The 19,890-nt window shown below is 70.4% G+C and carries 17 protein-coding genes and 3 pseudogenes; 10 read left to right on the forward strand and 10 right to left on the reverse strand.

Annotation, left to right across the window (positions count from 1 at the left end; genetic code table 11):
* Nucleotides 1-47 precede the first annotated feature (47 nt).
* From OHU89_RS41255 to OHU89_RS41265, 3 genes are all read left to right on the forward strand, one after another.
* Nucleotides 48-716 (forward strand): NUDIX domain-containing protein, encoded by a 669-nt coding sequence (locus OHU89_RS41255; RefSeq protein WP_405650241.1) that lies wholly within the window; start codon nucleotides 48-50, stop codon nucleotides 714-716.
* 85 nt (nucleotides 717-801) lie between these two features.
* Nucleotides 802-1,785 (forward strand): aldo/keto reductase, encoded by a 984-nt coding sequence (locus OHU89_RS41260; protein WP_405650242.1) that lies wholly within the window; start codon nucleotides 802-804, stop codon nucleotides 1,783-1,785.
* 30 nt (nucleotides 1,786-1,815) lie between these two features.
* Nucleotides 1,816-2,619 (forward strand): DUF427 domain-containing protein, encoded by an 804-nt coding sequence (locus tag OHU89_RS41265; RefSeq protein ID WP_405650243.1) that lies wholly within the window; start codon nucleotides 1,816-1,818, stop codon nucleotides 2,617-2,619.
* Here the strand turns inward: OHU89_RS41265 and OHU89_RS41270 are convergent.
* Genes OHU89_RS41270 through iolC form a run of 6 tightly spaced genes read right to left on the reverse strand, consistent with a single transcriptional unit; the run spans nucleotide 2,609 to nucleotide 9,591 of the window.
* Nucleotides 2,609-3,394 carry a GntR family transcriptional regulator gene (locus OHU89_RS41270; RefSeq protein ID WP_266885372.1) on the reverse strand — a complete coding sequence of 262 codons (786 nt, stop codon included), beginning with the start codon at nucleotides 3,392-3,394 and terminating at the stop codon, nucleotides 2,609-2,611. The genes OHU89_RS41265 and OHU89_RS41270 overlap by 11 nt on opposite strands.
* Before the next feature lie 27 nt (nucleotides 3,395-3,421).
* Complete coding sequence (locus OHU89_RS41275) at nucleotides 3,422-4,915, reverse strand: CoA-acylating methylmalonate-semialdehyde dehydrogenase (RefSeq protein ID WP_405650244.1); 1,494 nt, start codon at nucleotides 4,913-4,915, stop codon at nucleotides 3,422-3,424.
* A 27-nt stretch (nucleotides 4,916-4,942) separates the two neighbouring features.
* Nucleotides 4,943-6,820 (reverse strand): 3D-(3,5/4)-trihydroxycyclohexane-1,2-dione acylhydrolase (decyclizing), encoded by a 1,878-nt coding sequence (iolD, locus tag OHU89_RS41280; protein ID WP_405650246.1) that lies wholly within the window; start codon nucleotides 6,818-6,820, stop codon nucleotides 4,943-4,945.
* Nucleotides 6,820-7,725: a 5-deoxy-glucuronate isomerase gene (gene iolB / locus OHU89_RS41285; RefSeq protein WP_405650247.1), complete on the reverse strand. Its 906-nt coding sequence runs from the start codon at nucleotides 7,723-7,725 to the stop codon at nucleotides 6,820-6,822. The genes iolD and iolB overlap by 1 nt, the downstream gene beginning before the upstream one ends.
* 31 nt (nucleotides 7,726-7,756) lie before the next feature.
* A complete protein-coding gene (locus tag OHU89_RS41290) occupies nucleotides 7,757-8,632 on the reverse strand; it encodes a deoxyribose-phosphate aldolase (protein ID WP_405650248.1) in 876 nt (291 codons plus the stop codon).
* Nucleotides 8,629-9,591, reverse strand: a complete 963-nt coding sequence (gene iolC, locus OHU89_RS41295; RefSeq protein ID WP_405650250.1) for a 5-dehydro-2-deoxygluconokinase — start codon at nucleotides 9,589-9,591, stop codon at nucleotides 8,629-8,631. The genes OHU89_RS41290 and iolC overlap by 4 nt, the downstream gene beginning before the upstream one ends.
* 274 nt (nucleotides 9,592-9,865) lie before the next feature.
* Here iolC and OHU89_RS41300 point away from each other — a divergent pair, with 274 nt between their 5' ends.
* The 6 genes and pseudogenes from OHU89_RS41300 to OHU89_RS41325 all read left to right on the forward strand — a co-directional run bounded on the left by OHU89_RS41300 (nucleotide 9,866) and on the right by OHU89_RS41325 (nucleotide 15,749).
* Complete coding sequence (locus OHU89_RS41300; protein ID WP_405650251.1) at nucleotides 9,866-10,885, forward strand: sugar ABC transporter substrate-binding protein; 1,020 nt, start codon at nucleotides 9,866-9,868, stop codon at nucleotides 10,883-10,885.
* Complete coding sequence (locus tag OHU89_RS41305; RefSeq protein WP_266885358.1) at nucleotides 10,885-11,961, forward strand: ABC transporter permease; 1,077 nt, start codon at nucleotides 10,885-10,887, stop codon at nucleotides 11,959-11,961. The genes OHU89_RS41300 and OHU89_RS41305 overlap by 1 nt, the downstream gene beginning before the upstream one ends.
* A 5-nt stretch (nucleotides 11,962-11,966) precedes the next feature.
* Nucleotides 11,967-12,881: an ATP-binding cassette domain-containing protein gene (locus OHU89_RS41310; protein ID WP_266885356.1), complete on the forward strand. Its 915-nt coding sequence runs from the start codon at nucleotides 11,967-11,969 to the stop codon at nucleotides 12,879-12,881.
* Complete coding sequence (locus tag OHU89_RS41315) at nucleotides 12,878-13,777, forward strand: sugar phosphate isomerase/epimerase family protein (protein ID WP_405650253.1); 900 nt, start codon at nucleotides 12,878-12,880, stop codon at nucleotides 13,775-13,777. The genes OHU89_RS41310 and OHU89_RS41315 overlap by 4 nt, the downstream gene beginning before the upstream one ends.
* A 71-nt stretch (nucleotides 13,778-13,848) precedes the next feature.
* Nucleotides 13,849-14,865 carry a Gfo/Idh/MocA family protein gene (locus tag OHU89_RS41320; RefSeq protein ID WP_405650254.1) on the forward strand — a complete coding sequence of 339 codons (1,017 nt, stop codon included), beginning with the start codon at nucleotides 13,849-13,851 and terminating at the stop codon, nucleotides 14,863-14,865.
* Between the two features lie 58 nt (nucleotides 14,866-14,923).
* Nucleotides 14,924-15,749 (forward strand): annotated as a pseudogene (locus OHU89_RS41325) (PhzF family phenazine biosynthesis protein).
* Here OHU89_RS41325 and OHU89_RS41330 read toward each other — a convergent pair.
* Nucleotides 15,721-16,173 carry a GNAT family N-acetyltransferase gene (locus OHU89_RS41330; protein WP_405650255.1) on the reverse strand — a complete coding sequence of 151 codons (453 nt, stop codon included), beginning with the start codon at nucleotides 16,171-16,173 and terminating at the stop codon, nucleotides 15,721-15,723. The pseudogene OHU89_RS41325 and the gene OHU89_RS41330 overlap by 29 nt on opposite strands.
* A 74-nt stretch (nucleotides 16,174-16,247) precedes the next feature.
* Between OHU89_RS41330 and OHU89_RS41335 the strand changes: the two genes are divergently transcribed.
* Entirely contained in the window at nucleotides 16,248-17,915 is a 1,668-nt protein-coding gene (locus tag OHU89_RS41335; RefSeq protein WP_405650256.1) for a hypothetical protein, read from the forward strand.
* Here OHU89_RS41335 and OHU89_RS41340 read toward each other — a convergent pair.
* The 3 genes and pseudogenes from OHU89_RS41340 to OHU89_RS41350 form a co-directional block, all read right to left on the reverse strand.
* Nucleotides 17,864-18,340: pseudogene (locus tag OHU89_RS41340) on the reverse strand (Gfo/Idh/MocA family oxidoreductase); the annotation flags it as partial. The gene OHU89_RS41335 and the pseudogene OHU89_RS41340 sit on opposite strands and share 52 nt — an antisense overlap.
* 238 nt (nucleotides 18,341-18,578) lie before the next feature.
* Nucleotides 18,579-18,853 (reverse strand): annotated as a pseudogene (locus OHU89_RS41345) (gfo/Idh/MocA family oxidoreductase); the annotation flags it as partial.
* Nucleotides 18,850-19,854, reverse strand: a complete 1,005-nt coding sequence (locus tag OHU89_RS41350) for a Gfo/Idh/MocA family oxidoreductase (protein WP_405650258.1) — start codon at nucleotides 19,852-19,854, stop codon at nucleotides 18,850-18,852. The pseudogene OHU89_RS41345 and the gene OHU89_RS41350, both read right to left, overlap by 4 nt.
* Between the last annotated feature and the right edge of the window lie 36 nt (nucleotides 19,855-19,890).

Below are 19,890 nucleotides of genomic sequence, written 5' to 3' on the forward strand. Positions count from 1 at the left end.
CAGGGAGACATGAACATCTTGATCTTCCGCCCGACCCGGGACGCCCGATGACCGCCGGCATCGACACTCCCGACGGCCGGGGCCGCACCGGACTCAACCGCACCGGCCTCGACCTGACCGGCAACCCCCGCGTCAAGGTCCGCGACGTGAAACTCCTGTCCAGCCACTGGTACGTCGAGCGGGCCACCACCTTCGACCTCCAGCTCGCCGACGGCAGTTGGAGCACCCAGCAGCGCGAGACCCACGACCGCGGCAACGGCGCCACCATGCTGCTCTACGACGCCGAACGCGAAACCGTCCTCCTCACACGGCAGTTCCGCTTCCCCGTCTACGTCAACGGTCACCCCGACGGCATGCTGGTCGAGACGCCGGGCGGGCTGCTCGACGACGATGACGAGCATCCGGAGATCGCGGTACGGCGTGAGGTGATCGAGGAGACCGGGCACACCATCGGCGAGGTCCGGCACGTCTTCGACGTCTACATGAGCCCGGGGTCCGTGACCGAACGGGTCAGCTTCTACGCCGCCGAGTACGGCCCCTCGACCCACACCCACGAGGGCGGCGGCCTGGACGAGGAGGGCGAGGACATCGAGATCCTCGAACTGCCCTTCCGCCGGGCCCTGGAGATGATCCGCGCGGGGGAGATCGCCGACGCGAAGACCATCATGCTGCTGCAATGGGCGGCTCTGGAGGGACCGTTCGCCGGTAAGGCGTGAATCCCCTTGCCCTGAAGTGCACTTCAAGTTGCAGACTCCCGTTCGCGCACCCCGAATGCGGATGCGTGAACGGGAGGGATTTCCCATGAAGTACCGCACCATCGGCACCGACCCGAAGACCCGCCGCGAGGTCAGTGTGCTCGCCCTCGGCGCGATGCTGTTCGGCTCGCGCACCGACGAGGAGACCGCCTTCGCCGTGCTCGACCGCTATGTCGAGGCCGGCGGGAACTTCATCGACACCTCCGACAACTACGCCTTCTGGATCGACGGCGGCCAGGGCGGCCAGAGCGAGGAGCTTCTCGGGCGCTGGCGGCGCAGCCGCGGCATCGGCGGCGAGATCGTGATCGCCACCAAGCTCGGCGCCCGCCCGCTCGCCCCCGGCACCAGCTATGTCGACAACTCGGAGGGCCTGTCCGCGAAGGTGATCCGCGAGGCCGCCGAGCGCAGCCGGGAACGGCTCGGCGTGGACAAGCTGGATCTGCTCTACGCCCATATCGAGGACCACGCGGTGCCCCTGCGGGAGACCGTCGAGGGCTTCGCCGAACTGGTCGCCGAGGGCACGGTCGGCCTCCTCGGCGTCAGCAACCACGCCGTGTGGCGGGTCGAGCGCGCCCGGTCGATCGCCGCCGCGGCCGGGCTGCCCGGCTACGAGGTGTTCCAGTACGCCCACAGCCACCTCCGCCCGCGCTACGACGTCCCCGCGGACCTCTTCCCCGACGGCAGCCTCGGCCACGCGGGACCCGACCTCCTCGGCTATCTGCGCGAGGAGCCCGGCCTGACCCTGGTCGCCTACTCGCCCCTGCTCAAGGGCGCCTACACGCACCCGGACCGTCTCCCCGCCGACTTCGACCACCCCGGCACCGCGGCCCGCCTCCAGGTCCTGCACGACGTGGCCCGCGAGACCGGGGCGACCGTCAACCAGGTCGTCCTGGCCTGGCAGATCGGCGGCACACTGCCGATCCTCCCGCTGGCCGGGGTGTCCTCGGTGGCTCAGCTGGAGGAGAACCTGGCCGCGATCGACCTGGAGCTGACCGAGGAGCAGCGGGCCCGGCTGGACGGGGCGCACTAGGCTCGTGAGGGAGCCGAAGGAGTGCCGGCCATGACCTCGCATCCGTTCGCAAAGACGATCCGCTCCACGCCCGAAGGCCTGCTCTGGGAGCCCGGTGAACGCTGGGTGCGTGGCTGCAAACGCGACGTCGCCGTCGTCGACAGCCGCCACCCGGTCCTCGTCTGGGAGCCCGGCGTCCCCGTCCCGTGTTACGCGTTCCCCCGCGAGGAGGTCCGCACGGACCTCCTCCGCCCGGCGAAGAACCCGCGCACCGGCGCCCACACGGGATCGCGGACCTTCTACGACCTCGAGGTCGGCGGCGAGCTCGTGGAGAACGCGGCGTGGACCTTCCCGGCCGACGACCTCGCCGGGCACATCGCCTTCGAGTGGTTCCGGCACTGGGACAGCGGCCTGGACCACTGGTACGAGGAGGAGGAAGAGATCTTCGTCCACCCCCGTGACCCGCACAAACGGGTGGACGCCCTGCCCAGCAGCCGCCATGTGGTGGTCGAGATCGCCGGCACCGTCGTCGCCGACAGCCGGCGACCGGTACTGCTCTTCGAGACCTCGCTGCCCACGCGGTACTACATCCCCCGCGAGGACATCCGCCTCGACCTGTTCACCGCGACCGACCACCGCACCGGCTGCCCGTACAAGGGCACGGCCGAGTACTGGAGTTGGCGCGGCGAGGGCGACATCCCCCGCAACATCCTGTGGAGTTACCCGGAGCCACTGCTCGCGGTGGCCCCGGTCAGGGGACTCCTCGCCTTCTACAACGAGGCCGTCGACATCACCGTGGACGGCGAACGCAAGGAGCGGCCGGTCACGCCGTTCACCGCGAGCCTCAGGACCTGACCAGCAGCTGGAAGTCGAACGCGTACCGGGACGCACGGTAGATGTGCGTCCCGTACTCGACCGGCCGGCCCGTGTCGTCGTAGGCCGTGCGCTGCATCGTCAGCAGCGCGGCCCCGGCCTTCTCGTCCAGGCGTGCCGCCTCCTCGGCGGTGGCGCAGCGGGCCCCTATGGTCTGGCGGGCACTGTGCAGGGTGATGCCCGCCGAACGCATCAGCCGGTACAGGCCCGTCGACTCCAGCCGGGCGGAGTCGAGTTCGAGGAGTGTCGCGGGCAGGTAGTTGCACAGGATCGCGACCGGCTGGCCGTGTGTGGCGCGCAGCCGCTCCAGGACGACGACGTCGCTGCCCTCCGCGACACCGAGCGCGGCGGCCACGTCGGCGGATGCCGGGGTGTGCTCGTTGCGCACCACCACCGTGGTCGGCCCCTGTCCGGCAGCTTCCAAGTCGTCGTAGAGGCTGCTCAGTTCGAGGCCGCGCTTGACCTGGCTGTGCACCACCTGCGTGCCCACCCCGCGCCGCCGGACCAGCAGCCCCTTGTCGACGAGGGACTGGATCGCCTGCCGGACCGTCGGCCGGGACAGGCCGAGGCGTACGGACAGGTCTATCTCGTTGCCCAGGAGGTTTCCCGGGGCGAGGGCCCCGTGCTCGATCGCCGCCTCCAGCTGCTGGGCGAGCTGGTAGTAGAGCGGCACCGGACTGCCCCGGTCCAGGGCGAAGTCCAGGGAATCGAGCGCGGGGGCGGTAGCGGCACGTGAGGAGCCGCCGGTCTTCGCCATGGAACGTCCCTCCCTTCTGAGGAAGCGTCAGGAGTGGCTGGGGAACCCGAGGTTGATGCCCGCGTCGGCCGGGTCCGGCCAGCGCGTGGTGATCACCTTCCCCTGGGTGTAGAAGGCGACTCCGTCATTGCCGTAGACGTGCAGATCGCCGAAGAGGGAGTCCTTCCAGCCGCCGAAGGAGTGGTAGCCGACCGGGACCGGGATCGGCACGTTCACGCCGACCATGCCCGCCTTGACCTCCAGCTGGAAGCGGCGGGCGGCGCCGCCGTCCCGGGTGAAGATCGCGGTGCCGTTGCCCCAACGGGAGTCGTTGATCAGTTTGATGGCCTCGTCGTACGACTCGGCGCGCACCACGACCAGGACGGGACCGAAGATCTCGTCCCGGTAGGCGTCCGCCGTCAGCGGCACCTTGTCCAGCAGCGAGACGCCGAGGAAGAAGCCGTCCTCGTGACCCTCGACGGAGTGTCCGGTGCCGTCGACGACGACCACCGCGCCCTGCTCGGCGGCCGACGTCACGTAGGACGCCACCTTGTCGCGGTGCTCGCGCGTGATCAGCGGGCCCATCTCGCTCGACGGGTCGTTGCCGGGGCCGATCTTCAGGTTCTCCGCGCGCTCGGCGATCTTGCCGACCAGTTCGTCACCCGTGTCGCCGACCGCCACGACCACCGAAACGGCCATGCAGCGCTCGCCCGCCGAGCCGTACGCCGCGTTGATCGCCTGGTCGGCGGCGAAGTCCAGGTCGGCGTCGGGCAGCACCAGCATGTGGTTCTTGGCGCCACCGAGGGCCTGCACACGCTTGCCGTGCTCGACCGCCCTGAGCTGGATGTACTTGGCGATCGGTGTCGAGCCGACGAAGGAGACCGCCTCGATGTCGGGGTGCTCCAGGAGACGGTCGACGGCCACCTTGTCGCCCTGCACGATGTTGAGGACACCGTCCGGCAGGCCCGCCTCGGAGGCGAGTTCGGCCAGTCGGAAGGAGGCCGAGGGGTCCTTCTCGCTGGGCTTGAGCACGAAGGTGTTCCCGCAGGCGATGGCGAGCGGGAACATCCACATCGGCACCATGGCCGGGAAGTTGAACGGAGTGATGCCCGCGACCACGCCCAGCGGCTGCCGGATCGAGGCGACGTCGACCCGGGTCGAGACCTGCGTCGACAGCTCGCCCTTCAGCTGCACGCTGATCCCGCAGGCCAGCTCCACGATCTCCATGCCGCGCGCCACCTCGCCGAGCGCGTCGCTGTGCACCTTGCCGTGCTCGGCGGTGATCAGCCCGGCGATCTCGTCGCGGTGGGCGTCCAGGAGCTCGCGGTACTTGAAGAGGACCGCCGTGCGCCTGGCCAGCGAGGAGGTGCCCCAGCTCTCGAAGGCGGCTTTGGCGGAGGCCACGGCGGCGTCCACCTCGTCGACCGTCGCGAACGCGACCTGCTTCTCCTGTGCGCCGGTCGCCGGGTTGTAGACGGCGCCGTGGCGGCCGGAGAGGCCTTCGACGGGCTTGCCGTCGATCCAGTGGGTGAGGGTCTTCATGGTGCGGGGCCTTTCATGAGCGGTGGTTCAGAGGTGGCGGCGGCGGTCGGCGACCTGGTGGTCGTACTCCCCGCGGGCCTGTACGGCCGCCTCGCGGGAGGCGACCTCGGCGACCGGCACGTCCCACCAGGCCTCGGTCGGGGGAGCGGCCGGGTTGGCGGTGTCGGTCTCGACGTACACACAGGTCGGCCGGTCGGAGGCGCGGGCCGCGGCCAGTGCCTCCCGCAGTTCGCGCACCGTCTTGGCGCGCAGTACGTCCATGCCGAGGCTGGCCGCGTTGGCGGCGAGGTCGACGGGGAGCGGGGCGCCGGAGAAGGTGCCGTCGGCGGCGCGGTAGCGGTAGGCGGTGCCGAAGCGCTCTGCGCCGACCGTCTCGGAGAGGCCGCCGATGGAGGCGTAGCCGTGGTTCTGGATGAGGACCAGGTTGATCGGCAGGCTCTCCTGGACGGCCGTGACGATCTCGGTGGGCATCATCAGATAGGTGCCGTCGCCGACCAGCGCCCACACGGGTGTGCCGGGGCTCGCCTGCTGGACGCCGATCGCGGCCGGGATCTCGTAGCCCATGCAGGAGTAGCCGTACTCCAGGTGGTACTGGCGGGGGCTGCGGGCCCGCCAGAGCTTGTGCAGGTCGCCGGGGAGCGAGCCCGCCGCGTTGATCACCACGTCCTCGTCGCCGACGACCGCGTCGAGGGCGCCGAGGAGCTGGGTCTGGGTCGGGACGGCGTGCTCGTCGGCGGCGCCGAAAGCCGCGTCGACCACCTGCTCCCAGCGTTCCCTGCCGGAGCGGTACTCGGACTCGTAGGCCGGGTCCACACGGTGACCGGACAACGCCTCCGTCAACGCAGTGAGCCCCGCCCGGGCGTCGCAGACCAGCGTTCGCGCCGCGAGTTTGTGGGCGTCGAAGCCGGTGATGTTGAGGTTGAGGAACCGGACGTCGGGGTCGAGGAAGAGCGTGCCGGAGGCGGTGGTGAAGTCCGTGTACCTCGTCCCCACCCCGATCACCAGGTCCGCGGTGCGGGCCAGGTCGTCGCTGACCGACGTACCGGTGTGTCCGATGCCGCCGAGGTCGGCGGGGTGGTCGTGGCGCAGCGAGCCCTTGCCGGCCTGTGTCGAGGCGACCGGGATGCCGGTGGCGTCCACGAGCGCCTTCAGCGCCTCCTCCGCCTTGCTGTGGTGGATGCCGCCGCCCGCGACGATCAGGGGGCGGGATGCGGATCGTACGGCACGCACCGCCTCGGCCAGCTCGACGGGATCGGGAGCGGGACGCCGTACGCGCCACACGCGGTCGGCGAAGAACTCCTCCGGCCAGTCGTGGGCCTCCGCCTGCACGTCCTGGGGGAGGGCGAGGGTGACGGCGCCGGTCTCCGCGGGGTCGGCGAGGATCCGCATGGCGTTGAGGGCCGAGGGGATCAGGGCTTCCGGACGGGTGACGCGGTCGAACCAGCGGGAGACCGGGCGCAGGGTGTCGTTGACCGACACGTCCGCCTCCGTCGGGTGCTCCAGCTGCTGGAGGAGCGGGTCGGCGGTGCGGGTGGCGAAGTAGTCGCCGGGCAGGAGCAGGACCGGGATGCGATTGATCGTCGCCAGGGCGGCGCCGGTGACCAGGTTCGTCGCGCCCGGGCCGATGGATGTCGTCACGGCCTGCGCGGAGAGCCGGTCGAGGTGGCGGGCGTGACCGACGGCCGCGTGCACCATGGACTGCTCGTTGCGGCCCTGGTGGAACGGCATCACCCCCTCACCGGCCTCCAGCAGCGCCTGCCCGAGGCCCGCCACGTTGCCGTGGCCGAAGATGCCCCAGGTCCCGGCGATCAGCCGGTGCCGCACCCCGTCCCGCTCGGTGTACTGGACGGACAGGAACCGCACCAGGGCTTGGGCGACGGTCAGGCGGCGGGTGGGCGTGCTCATCAGGACTTCTCCGGTGCCGTGTAGAGGGGGAGTCGGGGGTCGACCGGCTGGTCGGGCCAGGTGTCGCGGATGCCGGCGTGGTCCGGGTGGTCGCAGATCAGCCAGACGCGCTCGGCCTCGGGGCCCGCCATTACGTTGAGGTAGTACATGTGGTGACCGGGCACGGCCATGGAGGGCCCGTGCCAGCCGTCCGGGATCAACACGACGTCGCCGCCGCGCACTTCGGCCAGGACGTCGGTGTTGCGGCCCCGGCCGGACGGTGAGACGCGTTGGTAGCCGCAGCCGCCCGGGCCGTCGATCTCGAAGTAGTAGATCTCCTCGAGCACCGACTCCTCACCCGGACGGTGCTCGTCGTGCTTGTGGGGCGGGAAGGACGACCAGTTGCCGCCGGGGGTGAGCACCTCGACGGCGATCAGCTTGTCGCACTCGAAACCCTGTCCATCAGCGCCTCCGGCGCGGGCGGCCGCACCGAAGTTGTTGACCTGCCGGGAGCAGTTGCCCCTGCCGCGCAGCTCCACCGGTACGTCGGAGGCCGGTCCGTAGCGGGCGGGCAGCCGCCTCGTGCAGCGCGCGCCGGTGAGGGCGAACCGTCCGCCGCCGGCCGTCGAGACCGTCGTACGGGAATCGCGTGGGACGTACGCGAAGTCGCTGACGCCCGTGAACACGCTTTCGCGGCCGTGGAGTTGGAACGTGTCACCGCCGAACTCGTCGGCCGTGGTCACCGTGCAGCCGCCCGCCAGGGGGAGGACGATCCACTCGCTCTCGCCGGTGTCGAAGATGTGGGTGCCGCCCGGCGGCAGCTCCAGGACGCGGAGAGCGGAGTAGCCCCAGCCGGCCGACTCGGGGGACACGTCGACCAGGTAGGGGCCGCCGAGGGCCTTTCCCGCGGGAAGGTGATACGTCATCGGTGCCTCCGTGTCTTCCGTGCCTCTCGTGTCACAGCAGCCCGACGGCCGTGTCGACCGCCGTCTCCACGCTGCCCTCGGCCGGGTAGAGCAGGGAGCGGCCCACGACCATGCCCTGGACCGTCGGCAGCCGGAGGGCCTTGCGCCAGCGCTCGTAGGCGGCCTCCTGGTCGTCCACCTCGCCGCCCAGCAGCACCGCGGGCAGGGTGGAGGTCTCCAGGACCTCCGCCATGTCGTCCGGGTCGTGGGTCACGGGCAGCTTCAGCCAGGTGTACGCGGAGGTGCCGCCGAGGCCCGAGGCGATGGCGATCGACCTGATGACGGCCTCGGGGGAGAGGTCGTTGACGACCCTGCCGTCGAGCCGCCGGGAGATGAACGGTTCCACGAACAGGGGGAGCCGGTGGGCCGCCATGTCGTCGATCGCGCGGGCCGTCGACTCCAGCGTGGTCAGCGAGCCCGGGTCGTCGTAGTCGATGCGCAGCAGCAGCTTGCCCGCGTCGAAGCGGAGCCGGGCGAGGTCCTGGGCGCGGTGGCCGGTGAAACGGTCGTCCAGCTCGAAGGCGGCGCCCGCGAGGCCGCCGCGGTTCATCGAGCCCATGACGACCTTGTTCTCCAGCACGCCGAGCAGGAGCAGGTCCTCCAGGATGTCCGCGGTGGCCAGCACCCCGTCCACGCCCGGGCGCGACAGGGCGACACAGAGGCGTTCCAGCAGGTCGGCGCGGTCGGCCATGGCGAGCCTGCGGTCGCCGACGCCGAGAGCGCCACGGGCCGGATGGTCGGCGGCCACGATCATCAGCCGGCCGCTGTCGCCCAGCAGCGGGCGCCGCACACGGCGGGCGGCCGCCTCGGCGATCGCCTCCGGATGCCGGGCCCTGAGGGAGACGAGGTCGCGGATGCCGGTGCTCAAGACGACACTCCGTTCAGCAGGCCCTCGACCTCGGCCGCCGTCGGCATCGCCGAGGAGCAGGCGAGACGGGAGGCGACGAGGGCGCCGGCCGCGTTGGCGTACCGCATGATCCGCTCCAGCTCCCAGCCGGACAGCAGACCGTGGCAGAGCGAGCCGCCGAACGCGTCGCCCGCGCCGAGACCGTTGACCACCTCGACCGGGACCGGCGGGACCTCGGCGGTCCTGCCGTCGCGATGGACCGCGAGCACGCCCTTGGGACCTTGCTTGACGACGGCCAGCTCGACTCCCGCCGCGAGCAGGGCCTCCGCGCAGGCGCGGGGTTCGCGGACGCCGGTGGCGATCTCGCACTCGTCGAGGTTGCCGACCGCGACGGTCACGTGGCGCAGGGCTTCCGCGTAGTACGGGCGGGCCTCCTCGGGGTCACTCCAGAACATGGGGCGCCAGTCGAGGTCGAAGACGGTGGTGCCCGCCTTGGCGCGGGCCTTCAGCGCGGCGAGCGTGGCCGAGCGGCTGGGCTCCTCGCTCAGACCGGTGCCGGTGATCCAGAAGATGCGGGCCGCGCGGATCGCGAAGTAGTCCAGCTCATCCGTGTGGATCTCCAGGTCGGGAGCCTTGGGCCGGCGGTAGAAGTACAGCGGGAAGTCGTCCGGCGGGAAGATCTCGCAGAACGTCAGCGGCGTCGGGTACCCGGCCACCGATGTCACCCAGCGGTCGTCGACGCCGAACTCCTTGAGCGCGGTGTGGAGATAGGTGCCGAAGGGGTCGTCGCCGGTGCGGGTGATCACGGCGCTGGAACGGCCGAGGCGCGCGGCCGCCACCGAAACGTTCGCCGCGGAACCGCCCAGAAACTTTCCGAAGTTCTGCACATCACCCAGTGGCACGCCAGACTGGAGTGGGTAAAGATCAACTCCTATGCGGCCGATCGTGATCAAGTCGAAGGGCTGGGATGAATCGGTCATGCGTGACACTCCTCGAGTCCCAGGGGGCCTGTCGCCTCCCAGGTGTAGGCCTCGGAGGTCGAGCCTGTCAATACTTTGTACTTACATTCGGACCTGCTTGTGAAATGATGTCTTAACAAAGTCTTGACAGTGGGTCCATCAAGGGATTGGATCCCGTCCCAGTACAACCTTCGTATTTGCGGCTCGCGACCCGGACATGCCAAGATCCCGGGCCTCGGAATCCCCCGAGATCTCTCTCCCTTTCCCCCGTGAAGCACAGTGAGGTGCAGGAAAGATGGACCGCTCTTCGCACTCCCGCTCCCGTAGATTCGCCCCGATTGTGGCGATCGCTGCGGCAGCTGCTCTGACCCTCGCCGGCTGCTCCAGCAGTTCCGGGGGCAAGAAGTCCGAGGAGAGCGCGGACGGCGCCTCCGCCGGCAAGGCCAGCACTCCTCGTATGACGGTCGCGCTCGTGACGCACCAGTCGGCCGGCGACACCTTCTGGGACATCGTCCGCAAGGGCGCCGAGGCCGCCGCGGCCAAGGACAACGTCAAGCTGATCTACTCCAACGACCCCAGCGCCGCCAAGCAGGCCGGCCTCATCCAGAACGCCATCGACCAGAAGGTCGACGGCATCGCGGTGACCCTCGCCAAGCCGGACGCCCTCAAGGATGTCATCGCCAAGGCGAAGACGGCCGGCATACCCGTGGTCGGCCTCAACTCCGGTGTCAGCGAGTGGCAGAAGCTCGGCCTGATGGAGTTCTTCGGCCAGGACGAGACCGTCGCCGGTGAGGCGCTCGGCAAGCGACTGAACGAGGCCGGTGCCAAGAGCGCCGTCTGTGTCGTCCAGGAGCAGGGCAACATCGGCCTGACCCAGCGTTGCCAGGGTGTCGACAAGACCTTCGACGGCAAGCTGCAGACGCTGAACGTCAACGGTACGGACATGCCGTCCGTGACGTCGACGATCACCGCCAAGCTCAGCCAGGACAAGTCCATCGACTACATCGTCACCCTCGGCGCCCCGTTCGCGCTGACCGCGGTGCAGTCGGTGTCCGACGCGGGCAGCAAGGCGAAGATCGCCACCTTCGACCTCAACAAGGACCTGACGGGCGCCATCAACAAGGGCACCATCGAGTTCGCGGTCGACCAGCAGCCGTACCTGCAGGGCTACTTGGCGATCGACTCGCTGTGGCTCTACAAGAACAACGGCAACTACATGGGCGGCGGCGAGCAGCCCGTGCTGACCGGCCCGGCCTTCGTGGACAAGACCAACGTCGACAAGGTGGCGGCGTTCGCCGCGAAGGGCACCCGGTGATGGGTATGACCCAGCATGCCGAGCCGGCGGTGACCACACCGCCGGCCCCCGGCCCGAAGGAGACCGACGGCCGGACCGCTCAACGATCCCTGGCGCTGCGCCTGTTGGGCCGCCCCGATGTCGGTGTCTTCCTCGGTGCCATGGCGGTGTGGGTGTTCTTCCTCATCACCGCCCCGCCGGTGCGCGACGGCAGCTCGATGGCCAACATCCTGTATCAGTCGTCCACCATCGGGATCATGGCGCTCCCGGTCGCGCTGCTGATGATCGGCGGCGAGTTCGACCTTTCCTCCGGTGTCGCGGTCATCACCTCGGCGCTCACCGCGAGCATGCTCGCCTACCAGCTCACCCTGAACGTCTGGGCGGGCGTCATCGCCGCGCTGATCGTGTCGCTGGCGATCGGGTTCCTCAACGGCTGGCTGGTGGTCAAGACCGGTCTGCCCAGCTTCCTGATCACCCTGGGCACGTTCCTGATCCTCCAGGGCGTCAACCTCGCGGTGACCAAGCTGGTCACCGACAACGTGGCCACCGACGACATCAGCACCATGGACGGCTTCGCAGGGGCCAAGAAGGTCTTCGCCTCGTCCTTCGAGGTCGGCGGCGTCCAGATCAAGATCACCATCGTCTACTGGCTGGTCTTCGCCGCGCTGGCGACCTGGGTGCTGCTGCGCACCAAGTACGGCAACTGGGTCTTCGCCGTCGGCGGCAACAAGGACTCCGCGCGGGCCGTCGGTGTCCCGGTGACCTTCACGAAGATCTCCCTGTTCATGCTGGTCGGCTTCGGCGCCTGGTTCGTCGGCATGCACAACCTGTTCTCCTTCAACACCGTGCAGTCCGGCGAGGGCGTGGGCCAGGAGCTCATCTACATCTCCGCCGCGGTGATCGGCGGCTGTCTGCTGACCGGCGGCGCCGGTTCCGCGATCGGCCCGGTCTTCGGTGCGTTCATGTTCGGCATGGTGCAGCAGGGCATCGTCTACGCCGGCTGGAACCCGGACTGGTTCAAGGCCTTCCTCGGCGTGATGCTGCTCGGCGCCGTCCTGATCAATCTGTGGGTCAGCCGTACGGCGACCCGGAGGTGACCGCAATGACATCCAGCAACGAAGCCGGCACCCACGGAGCCGTCCTCGCCGACGACGCCCCCGCCACCGACGGGGCGATCGTCGAACTCCGCAACGCCGGCAAGTCGTACGGCAACATCCGTGCCCTGCACGGTGTCGACCTGAAGGTCTTCCCCAGCCAGGTCACCTGTGTGCTCGGTGACAACGGCGCAGGCAAGTCCACCCTCATCAAGATCATCTCCGGGCTGCACCAGCACACCGAGGGCGAGTTCCTCGTCGACGGCTCCCCGGTGCGCTTCTCCACCCCCCGCGAGGCCCTCGACAAGGGCATCGCCACCGTCTACCAGGACCTCGCCGTGGTCCCGCTGATGCCGGTGTGGCGCAACTTCTTCCTCGGCTCCGAGATCACCAAGGGCCCCTGGCCCGTGCGCCGTCTCGACATCGAGAAGATGAAGAAGACCGCCGACGAAGAGCTGCGCAACATGGGCATCGTCCTGGACGACATGGACCAGCCCATCGGCACCCTCTCCGGCGGACAGCGCCAGTGCGTCGCCATCGCCCGCGCCGTCTACTTCGGCGCCCGCGTCCTGATCCTGGACGAGCCGACCGCCGCCCTGGGCGTCAAGCAGTCCGGTGTCGTGCTGAAGTACATCGCCGCCGCCCGCGACCGCGGCCTCGGCGTCATCTTCATCACCCACAACCCCCACCACGCCTACATGGTCGGCGACCACTTCAGCGTCCTGCGGCTGGGCACCATGGAGCTCAACGCCTCCCGCGACGAGGTCAGCCTCGAAGAGCTCACCAACCACATGGCAGGCGGCTCCGAACTGGCCGCCCTCAAGCACGAGTTGTCGCAGGTCCGCGGCGTCGACGTCGAGGAGCTCCCCGAGGAGCAGGACCTCAAGGCGCCGGTGGCGACGACCAAGGAAGACGCGTCGTGACCGCCCTGGACCGCATCCGGGTCGGCTCCGCCCCCGACTCCTGGGGCGTCTGGTTCCCCGACGACCCCCAGCAGGTCCCCTGGGAACGCTTCCTGGACGAGGTCGCCCAAGCGGGCTACTCCTGGATCGAGTTGGGCCCCTACGGCTATCTGCCCACCGATCCGGCCCGGCTGACGGACGAGGTGGCCAGGAGGGACCTCAAGGTGTCGGCCGGCACGGTCTTCACCGGTCTGCACCGCGGCCCCTCCGTGTGGGAGTCGACCTGGGAGCACGTCAGCCAGGTCGCCGCCCTCACCCAGGCCATGGGCGCGCAGCATCTCGTCGTCATCCCGTCGTTCTGGCGCGACGACAAGACCGCCGAGATCCTCGAACCCCCGGAGCTGACCCACGAGCAGTGGGCCCACCTCACCAAGGGCATGGAGCGGCTCGGCCATGAGGTGAAGGAGGCGTACGGCCTCGACATCGTCGTGCACCCGCACGCCGACACCCACCTCGACACCGAGGACCACGTCGAGCACTTCCTGGACTCGACCGACTCCGAACTCGTCAACCTCTGCCTGGACACCGGTCACTACGCCTACTGCGGCGGCGACAGCGTCAAGCTGATCGAGACGTACGGCGAACGCATCGGCTACCTCCACCTCAAGCAGGTCGACCCGGCGATCCTCGCCGACGTCGTGGCGAACGAGGTGCCGTTCGGGCCGGCGGTGCAGCGCGGGGTGATGTGCGAACCGCCCTCCGGTGTACCGGAGTTGGAGCCGGTACTGGTGGCCGCGCAGAAGCTCGGCGTGGAGCTGTTCGCGATCGTCGAGCAGGACATGTACCCGTGCGAGCCGGACAAGCCGCTGCCGATCGCCGTACGCACCCGCAAGTTCCTGCGGTCCTGCGGAGCTTGATCCCCACGGCTGCCGATCCTGCGCAGTCCGATCCTGCGGAGCCTGATCCTGCGAAGTCCGAGAGGACGGTCATGACCCAGCGTGCACCGCTCCAAGTCGCGGTCATCGGTACGGGAAAGATGGGCGCCGACCATGTGCGCCGTCTCGAAGAGGTCATCAGCGGCGCACGGGTGAGCGCCGTCGTGGACGTCGACGCGGAGCGGGCCAAGGCCGTCGCGGCCCGCGTCGACGGCTGCACCGCCTACACCGACGCGGCGACGGCACTCGCGGCACCCGACGTCGACGCCGTACTGATCGCCTCGTCGGGGCCGGCCCACGAGGGGGCACTGCTCGCCGCCCTCGAACGCGATCTCCCGGTCCTGTGCGAGAAGCCGCTCACCCCGGACTCGGCGTCGGCACTGCGGGTGCTGGAGGCCGAGCTGAAGCTGGGCCACCGCCGGATCCAGGTCGGATTCATGCGACGCTACGACGCCGAGTACATGAAGCTCAAGTCCCTGCTGGAGACAGGTCAGCTGGGCCGTCCGCTGATGGTGCACAACCGGCACCGCAACGCGGCCAGCCCGCCCTTCTTCACCAGCGACATGCTCGTCAGCGACTCGGTGGCGCACGAGACGGACGTGACCCGCTGGCTGCTCGGCCAGGAGATCACCGCCGTCACCGTGCTGCGGCCGAGACCGTCCGTGAACGCGCCGGAGGACCTCCAGGACCCGCAGTTCGTGGTGTTCGAGACGGACGGCGGCGCGGTCGTCGACGTGGAGATCTTCGTCAACTGCGGCTTCGGTTACCAGGTCCAGGCGGAGGTGGTCTGCGAACGCGGCACCGCCCGCATCGGCGACGGCCACGCCATGGTCACCAACATGGCGGGGCGTTGGGGCGGCACCATCTCCCAGGACTTCATCGACCGCTTCGCCGACGCCTACGACCGCGAGCTCCAGGTGTGGGTCGACGCGACACGGCGGGGCGAGGTGACGGGGCCGAGCACCTGGGACGGCTACGCGGCTGCCGCCGTGTGCGAGGCGGGCGTGCGGGCCCTGAACGAAGGTGGCCGTGTGGAGGTCGAGCTGGTGGAGCGGCCGCCCCTGTACTGATCCACTTCTTCGCAACCGGACTTGTCCGGACGGGGGTCGGCGTCGTCAGGGTCCGGCCATGCTTCCCATCCATGTGGTCGACGCCTTCACCGACCGTCCCTTCGCCGGAAACCCGGCGGGCGTGTGTCTGCTGCCCGCCGGGGACCGGCCCGACGAGGTCTGGATGCAGCGGGTGGCCGCCGAACTGTGCCACTCGGAGACCGCGTTCGCCCTTCCCCTGCCCTCCGGTGCCGAGGCGGACTGGGCCATCCGCTGGTTCACGCCCAAGGTCGAGGCCACCCTGCGCGGCCACGCCGCCCTGGCCACGGCACACATCCTGCGCACCACCCGCGGGCTGCGCGGCGCGGTCCGCTTCCGCAGCCGTCTGCACGGCACGCTCGTCGCCCACCTGGACGACACCGGCGGCATCACCCTGGACTTCCCCGCCGCACCCGGCACCGAGGTCCCGGCACCGCCCGGCCTGTCCACGGCGCTCGGTACAGAGCCCGAGGCCACCCATCGGACTCGCTCGGTCGGCGATCTGCTGATCGTCCTGTCCGACGAGGCCACTGTCCGTGCCCTGGCCCCCGACATGGCGGCACTCGCCACGCTGACGGTCCGCGAGGGTCTGCGCGCCGTCACCGTCACCGCGGCGGCGGACGGGACCGGTGGGTCGTACGACTTCGTCTCCCGCTTCTTCGCCCCCGCGAACGGCATCCCCGAGGACCCGGTCACGGGCAGTGCCCACACCGGTCTGGCGCCCTACTGGTCGGATCGCCTGGGCCGCGACAGGCTGGTCGGCCTCCGCTTCCGCGCGGACGGGCCTGGGCCGCACCGAGGTGTGCGGGGACCGCGTCCATCTGACCGGGGACGCGGTCACGGTGTTCCGGGGAGAGCTCGTGTGAAGACGACCATCGGCTGACCAGGGCCGTTGTACTCCTCCTCGACACGCGCCTCGAACCCCAGGCTGCGGTGGAAGGCGACCGACCCCTCGTTGGCGACCGACGTGATGGCCTTCAGCCGGACGGCGCCCTGCTCGCGGGCGGCCTCCACGAACGCGGCGTACAGATCGCGGCCGAGACCGGTGCCGCGGGTGTCGTCGCGGGTGGCGATCAGGTGGACGTACCCCGTGCCGCCGGGCGTGACGAAGCCGATGAGGTAGCCACGGATGCCGTCGTCGGCGCGGGCGACCAGGCAGGTCGAGCCGAACTCCTGCACCAGGGCGAGGAGATGGAGCGAGCGCAGATCGCGCTCGCCCCAGTAGCGGGGGTGGTCCGCCAAGACCTGCTGGATGTCGGTGACTTGGGCGGGGGCGATGTGCACGGCCATGGGGTCGATCATGGCAGGTGTGCAACCGGGGCGCCCTTGCGGCTGTCCTTGATGTGAGGGCGACGGAGGTGTCCATGAGGGTCCTGCTGCCGGTGGCGCGCGGGCTGGCCAGGCTGGCGCCGGGGGTGGGCGAGCCGCTGCTCGGAGCCTTGCTGCTGCGCTGTCTCACCCCCGGCTGGGTACTGCTGCGGCCCAGTCCGTCCGCGCGCCTGCTCGCCTGGGCCGAGGAGGCGGTCGCCGTGCTGCACCGCGCCCACCCGAGCCGCCCGGTCCGGCTGGCCCGGGCCCTGGCCCTGCATGCGCACGCGCTGAACGCGATGGAACGACACGAGGAGGCGTGCGCGGTGGTGGCCGTCGCGGACGCCGCACCAGGGGCGCGGCCGTCGCAGGCGGAGACCGCGTACCTGCTGCACGTCCGGGCGCAGGCACTCCTGGGGAGCGGCAGAGCCGAGGAGGCGCTGGAGGCGGCCCGACGCTGCGTCGAGACGTACCGTCACGGCCCGGCTCCGGCCGGCCGGGACCGCTCCCTGGGCTCCCTGCCGGGTGCCCTGCGCACCTATGCGCTGGTGCTCGGTGTGCTCGGGCACACGGAACAGTCCGTGCTCGTGTACGAGGAGTGCGCCGGGCTTCTGCGGTCCATGTCGTGGCGGGAGTCCAGCAGGGCTCTGCTCGTCATGTCGCGCGTGTTCGTGGAGCTCGTCGGTGGGTTGAAGGCTCTCGGGCGCCACGAGGAGGCGCTGGCGCTCGGTCCCGAGGCGAGGGAGTCGCTGGGCGGTGGGATCTTCCTCGCGTACCCCGGGATCATTCTGCCGTTGCGCGTACAGCTGCTCGTGGACCTGGCCGGCTGCCACGGAGCCAAGGGCGACTGGGAGACGGCACGCACGACGGCCGAGGAGGCGGTGGCCGAGATGCGGAGTCCCGCGGGTGCGGCATGGCTGCCCGTCGCGCTGCGGTGTCTCGCCGACACGCTCGCCGAAGTCGACGCGCCCGACGAGGAGTCGAGCGCCCTCCAGGAGCTGACCGACCTGTACTCCGATGAGTCGCGGGACGCCGACCCGCTGCTCGCGAAGACCCTGGACGACCTGGCCCGCTGTCACCGACGGGCCGGCCGTCACCGCGAAGCCGTCGCGGCCACGGAACGCGGTATCGCCGCATACCGGCGCGCGGTGGCCCGCGACGCGGCGCACGAGCCCGAACTGGCCCGCGTGCTGGCCAATCTGAGCATCCGTCAGGATGACGCGGGTGACGTGGAGTCGGCGGTGGAGAGCGCCCGCGAGGCACTCACCCTCACCAGGAGGCTGGCCGAGTCCGACTGGGAGACGTACCACCCGCTCACCGCCCGCCGCCTCCGTGTCCTCGGGCAGGCTCTCCAGAGCGCCGACGACCTCGCGGGAACCGTGTCCTGCTACGAGGAGGCGGAGGCCGTCCTGGGGGAACACCGGGACCGGCCGGGCGTCGAGGCCGAGCTCGCCATCATCCGTTCCGTACTAGCCGACGCCCTGCGCGCCGGAGCCGCCGTCGCCGACCTCGACGAACAGGTCACCGCCCTGCGCTCCCTCCTCGCCCTCACCCGCCGCGCGGACGCCACGGATGTCCACGCCACCTGCGTCCGGGCCTTCGCCGAGGCCCGGACGGACGGCACCGTGCACGTGTGGGAGAGGGCGACGGGGGAGCCGTACCCGACGTTCGTCTACCGGCTGACGACCGACCGCGGCCGCGGCGCGAACCCGGCCGCCCGGTAGCTCTCGTCGATCAGTGTCATCGTCGCCACCGCGTCGTCCGCGTCGAGCGGCACCGCCGCCCCCTCACGGACCCGCGCCGCGAACGCCTCCAGCTGGTACGTGTACGACGACCGTGTGCCCAGCCGCTCGGTCCGCTCGCCCTCGGCCGTGCGGACCACGACCCGGTCGTCGAGGTGCGGCAGCACGAAGTTCGGGGCGCTCACCTCGCCCCGGCCGCCGATGATCCGGATGCTCATGTCCAGCCCGTCGTACGCCATGTGACAGCGTGCCGCCCCGGTCGCCCCACCGGGGAACTCCAGCTCGGTGTCCAGCCATTCGTCGACGCCCGGCGCGCTCGCACGCTCCCCGCCCCGCGCGGAGACGAGCCGTGGGGCGCCGCCCGCGAAGGGGGCGAGCATGCGCAGCGCGTGCAGGCCGCTACCCAAATGGAGTAGCGGAAAGTGTTGCTCTTGTGGCAGTGTGTGACGTTCACGCCCGGCGCCCAGGCGACGTCGGGCACCCTCCTCGGTCGAGTTTCGCGACTTGCCCGACTAGCGTCCGGAGGGACGTGTCACGCGGGCTGACGGCTCCTGTTCGTTCAGTACCAGGGCACGAAGGCGATGGGTCACGCACCTGAGCGCTGCTCAGGCTCGCCTGGTCCATCAGAGACGCTGTAGCAGCCCAGGTTTAGCAGGGCGCCGTTGGTCAGCGGTCCGCAAGGGCCGCTGCCCTGCGGGTTCTTAGACGACCTCGGGGTCGGCGAGCGGGTCGGCGTAGGAGTCCACGACCCGCTCCACACCGTGCTCGTCCGCGAACGCCTCGGCGCGGGAGCGGTCGCGGGCGGCCACCGCGACGAGGCGGTGGCCGGTGATCCGGGCCGGGTCGACGAGGGAGCGTTCGGTGATCCGTGCGGCTCCCAGTACTCCGATGCGCAGTGGTTCCCGGCCCGGCTCGCTCATGCCTGCCGCACCTCCTCGATGGTGACAGGACGGTGCTCGTGCAGGGACAGTGTGCACGCCTCGGCGATCCAGCCGGCCTCCAGGGCGTCCTCGACCGTGCAGGGGGAGGTGCGGTCGCCCGCGACGACCTCGGTGAACGCGGTGAGTTCGGCGCGGTAGGCCTCGGTGAAGCGGTCCATGAAGAAGTCGTGCGGCGTCCCGGCCGGGAAGGTCACGCCGGGCTCGACCGAGCGCAGCGGCAGCTTGTCCTCCAGGCCCACGGCGATGGAGTCCGTGAAGCCGTGGATCTCCATGCGGACGTCGTAACCCCGGGCGTTGTGACGGGAGTTGGAGATCACCGCGATGGTGCCGTCGTCGAGGGTGAGGAGCGCACCGGTGGTGTCGGCGTCGCCCGCCGCCTTGATGTAGTCGGCACCCCGGTTGCCGCCGACGGCGTACACCTCGACGACCTCGCGGCCGGTCACCCAGCGGATGATGTCGAAGTCGTGCACCGAACAGTCGCGGAAGATGCCGCCCGACGCGGCGACGTACGCGGCCGGCGGGGGCGCCGGGTCCAGCGTGGTCGACCGTACGGTGTGCAGCTTGCCGAGCTCACCGGTCTGCACGGCGGCACGCGCGGCGACGAACCCGGCGTCGAAGCGGCGGTTGTAGCCGATCTGGATCGGCACGTCCTTGCCCTGGATCGCCTTGAGGACCTCGACGCCCTCGCTCATGTGCTTGGCGACGGGCTTCTCGCAGAAGACGGGGATACCGGCCTCGACACCGGCCAGGATCAGCGCGGGGTGGGCGTCGGTCGCGGCCGCGACGACGATGCCGTCCACGCCGGCGGCCAGCAGGGCCTCGGGCGAGTCCACGACCTCGCCGCCGAACTTCTCCGCGGCGGTCTTGGCCGCGTCCGCGAACGGGTCGGTGAGCACGAGAGACTCGACCACGTCGAGTCCGGAGAGGGTCTCGGCGTGGAAGGCGCCGATGCGGCCGAGGCCGAGGATTCCGATGCGCATGGGGGTTGCAGCTCCTTGAGGGTTCTTACGAAAAAC

Origin of the sequence: Streptomyces sp. NBC_00019, from assembly GCF_045041015.1 — a bacterium.
Classification (GTDB): Bacteria; Actinomycetota; Actinomycetes; order Streptomycetales; family Streptomycetaceae; genus Streptomyces.

Coding starts and splice junctions, on each gene's coding strand:
- OHU89_RS41255 (WP_405650241.1), top strand. CDS start 48: ATGACCGCCGGCATCGACACTCCCGACGGCCGGGGCCGCACCGGACTC.
- OHU89_RS41260 (WP_405650242.1), top strand. CDS start 802: ATGAAGTACCGCACCATCGGCACCGACCCGAAGACCCGCCGCGAGGTC.
- OHU89_RS41265 (WP_405650243.1), top strand. CDS start 1,816: ATGACCTCGCATCCGTTCGCAAAGACGATCCGCTCCACGCCCGAAGGC.
- OHU89_RS41270 (WP_266885372.1), bottom strand. CDS start 3,394: ATGGCGAAGACCGGCGGCTCCTCACGTGCCGCTACCGCCCCCGCGCTC.
- OHU89_RS41275 (WP_405650244.1), bottom strand. CDS start 4,915: ATGAAGACCCTCACCCACTGGATCGACGGCAAGCCCGTCGAAGGCCTC.
- iolD (WP_405650246.1), bottom strand. CDS start 6,820: ATGAGCACGCCCACCCGCCGCCTGACCGTCGCCCAAGCCCTGGTGCGG.
- iolB (WP_405650247.1), bottom strand. CDS start 7,725: ATGACGTATCACCTTCCCGCGGGAAAGGCCCTCGGCGGCCCCTACCTG.
- iolC (WP_405650250.1), bottom strand. CDS start 9,591: ATGACCGATTCATCCCAGCCCTTCGACTTGATCACGATCGGCCGCATA.
- OHU89_RS41300 (WP_405650251.1), top strand. CDS start 9,866: ATGGACCGCTCTTCGCACTCCCGCTCCCGTAGATTCGCCCCGATTGTG.
- OHU89_RS41305 (WP_266885358.1), top strand. CDS start 10,885: ATGGGTATGACCCAGCATGCCGAGCCGGCGGTGACCACACCGCCGGCC.
- OHU89_RS41310 (WP_266885356.1), top strand. CDS start 11,967: ATGACATCCAGCAACGAAGCCGGCACCCACGGAGCCGTCCTCGCCGAC.
- OHU89_RS41320 (WP_405650254.1), top strand. CDS start 13,849: ATGACCCAGCGTGCACCGCTCCAAGTCGCGGTCATCGGTACGGGAAAG.
- OHU89_RS41330 (WP_405650255.1), bottom strand. CDS start 16,173: ATGGCCGTGCACATCGCCCCCGCCCAAGTCACCGACATCCAGCAGGTC.
- OHU89_RS41335 (WP_405650256.1), top strand. CDS start 16,248: ATGAGGGTCCTGCTGCCGGTGGCGCGCGGGCTGGCCAGGCTGGCGCCG.
- OHU89_RS41350 (WP_405650258.1), bottom strand. CDS start 19,854: ATGCGCATCGGAATCCTCGGCCTCGGCCGCATCGGCGCCTTCCACGCC.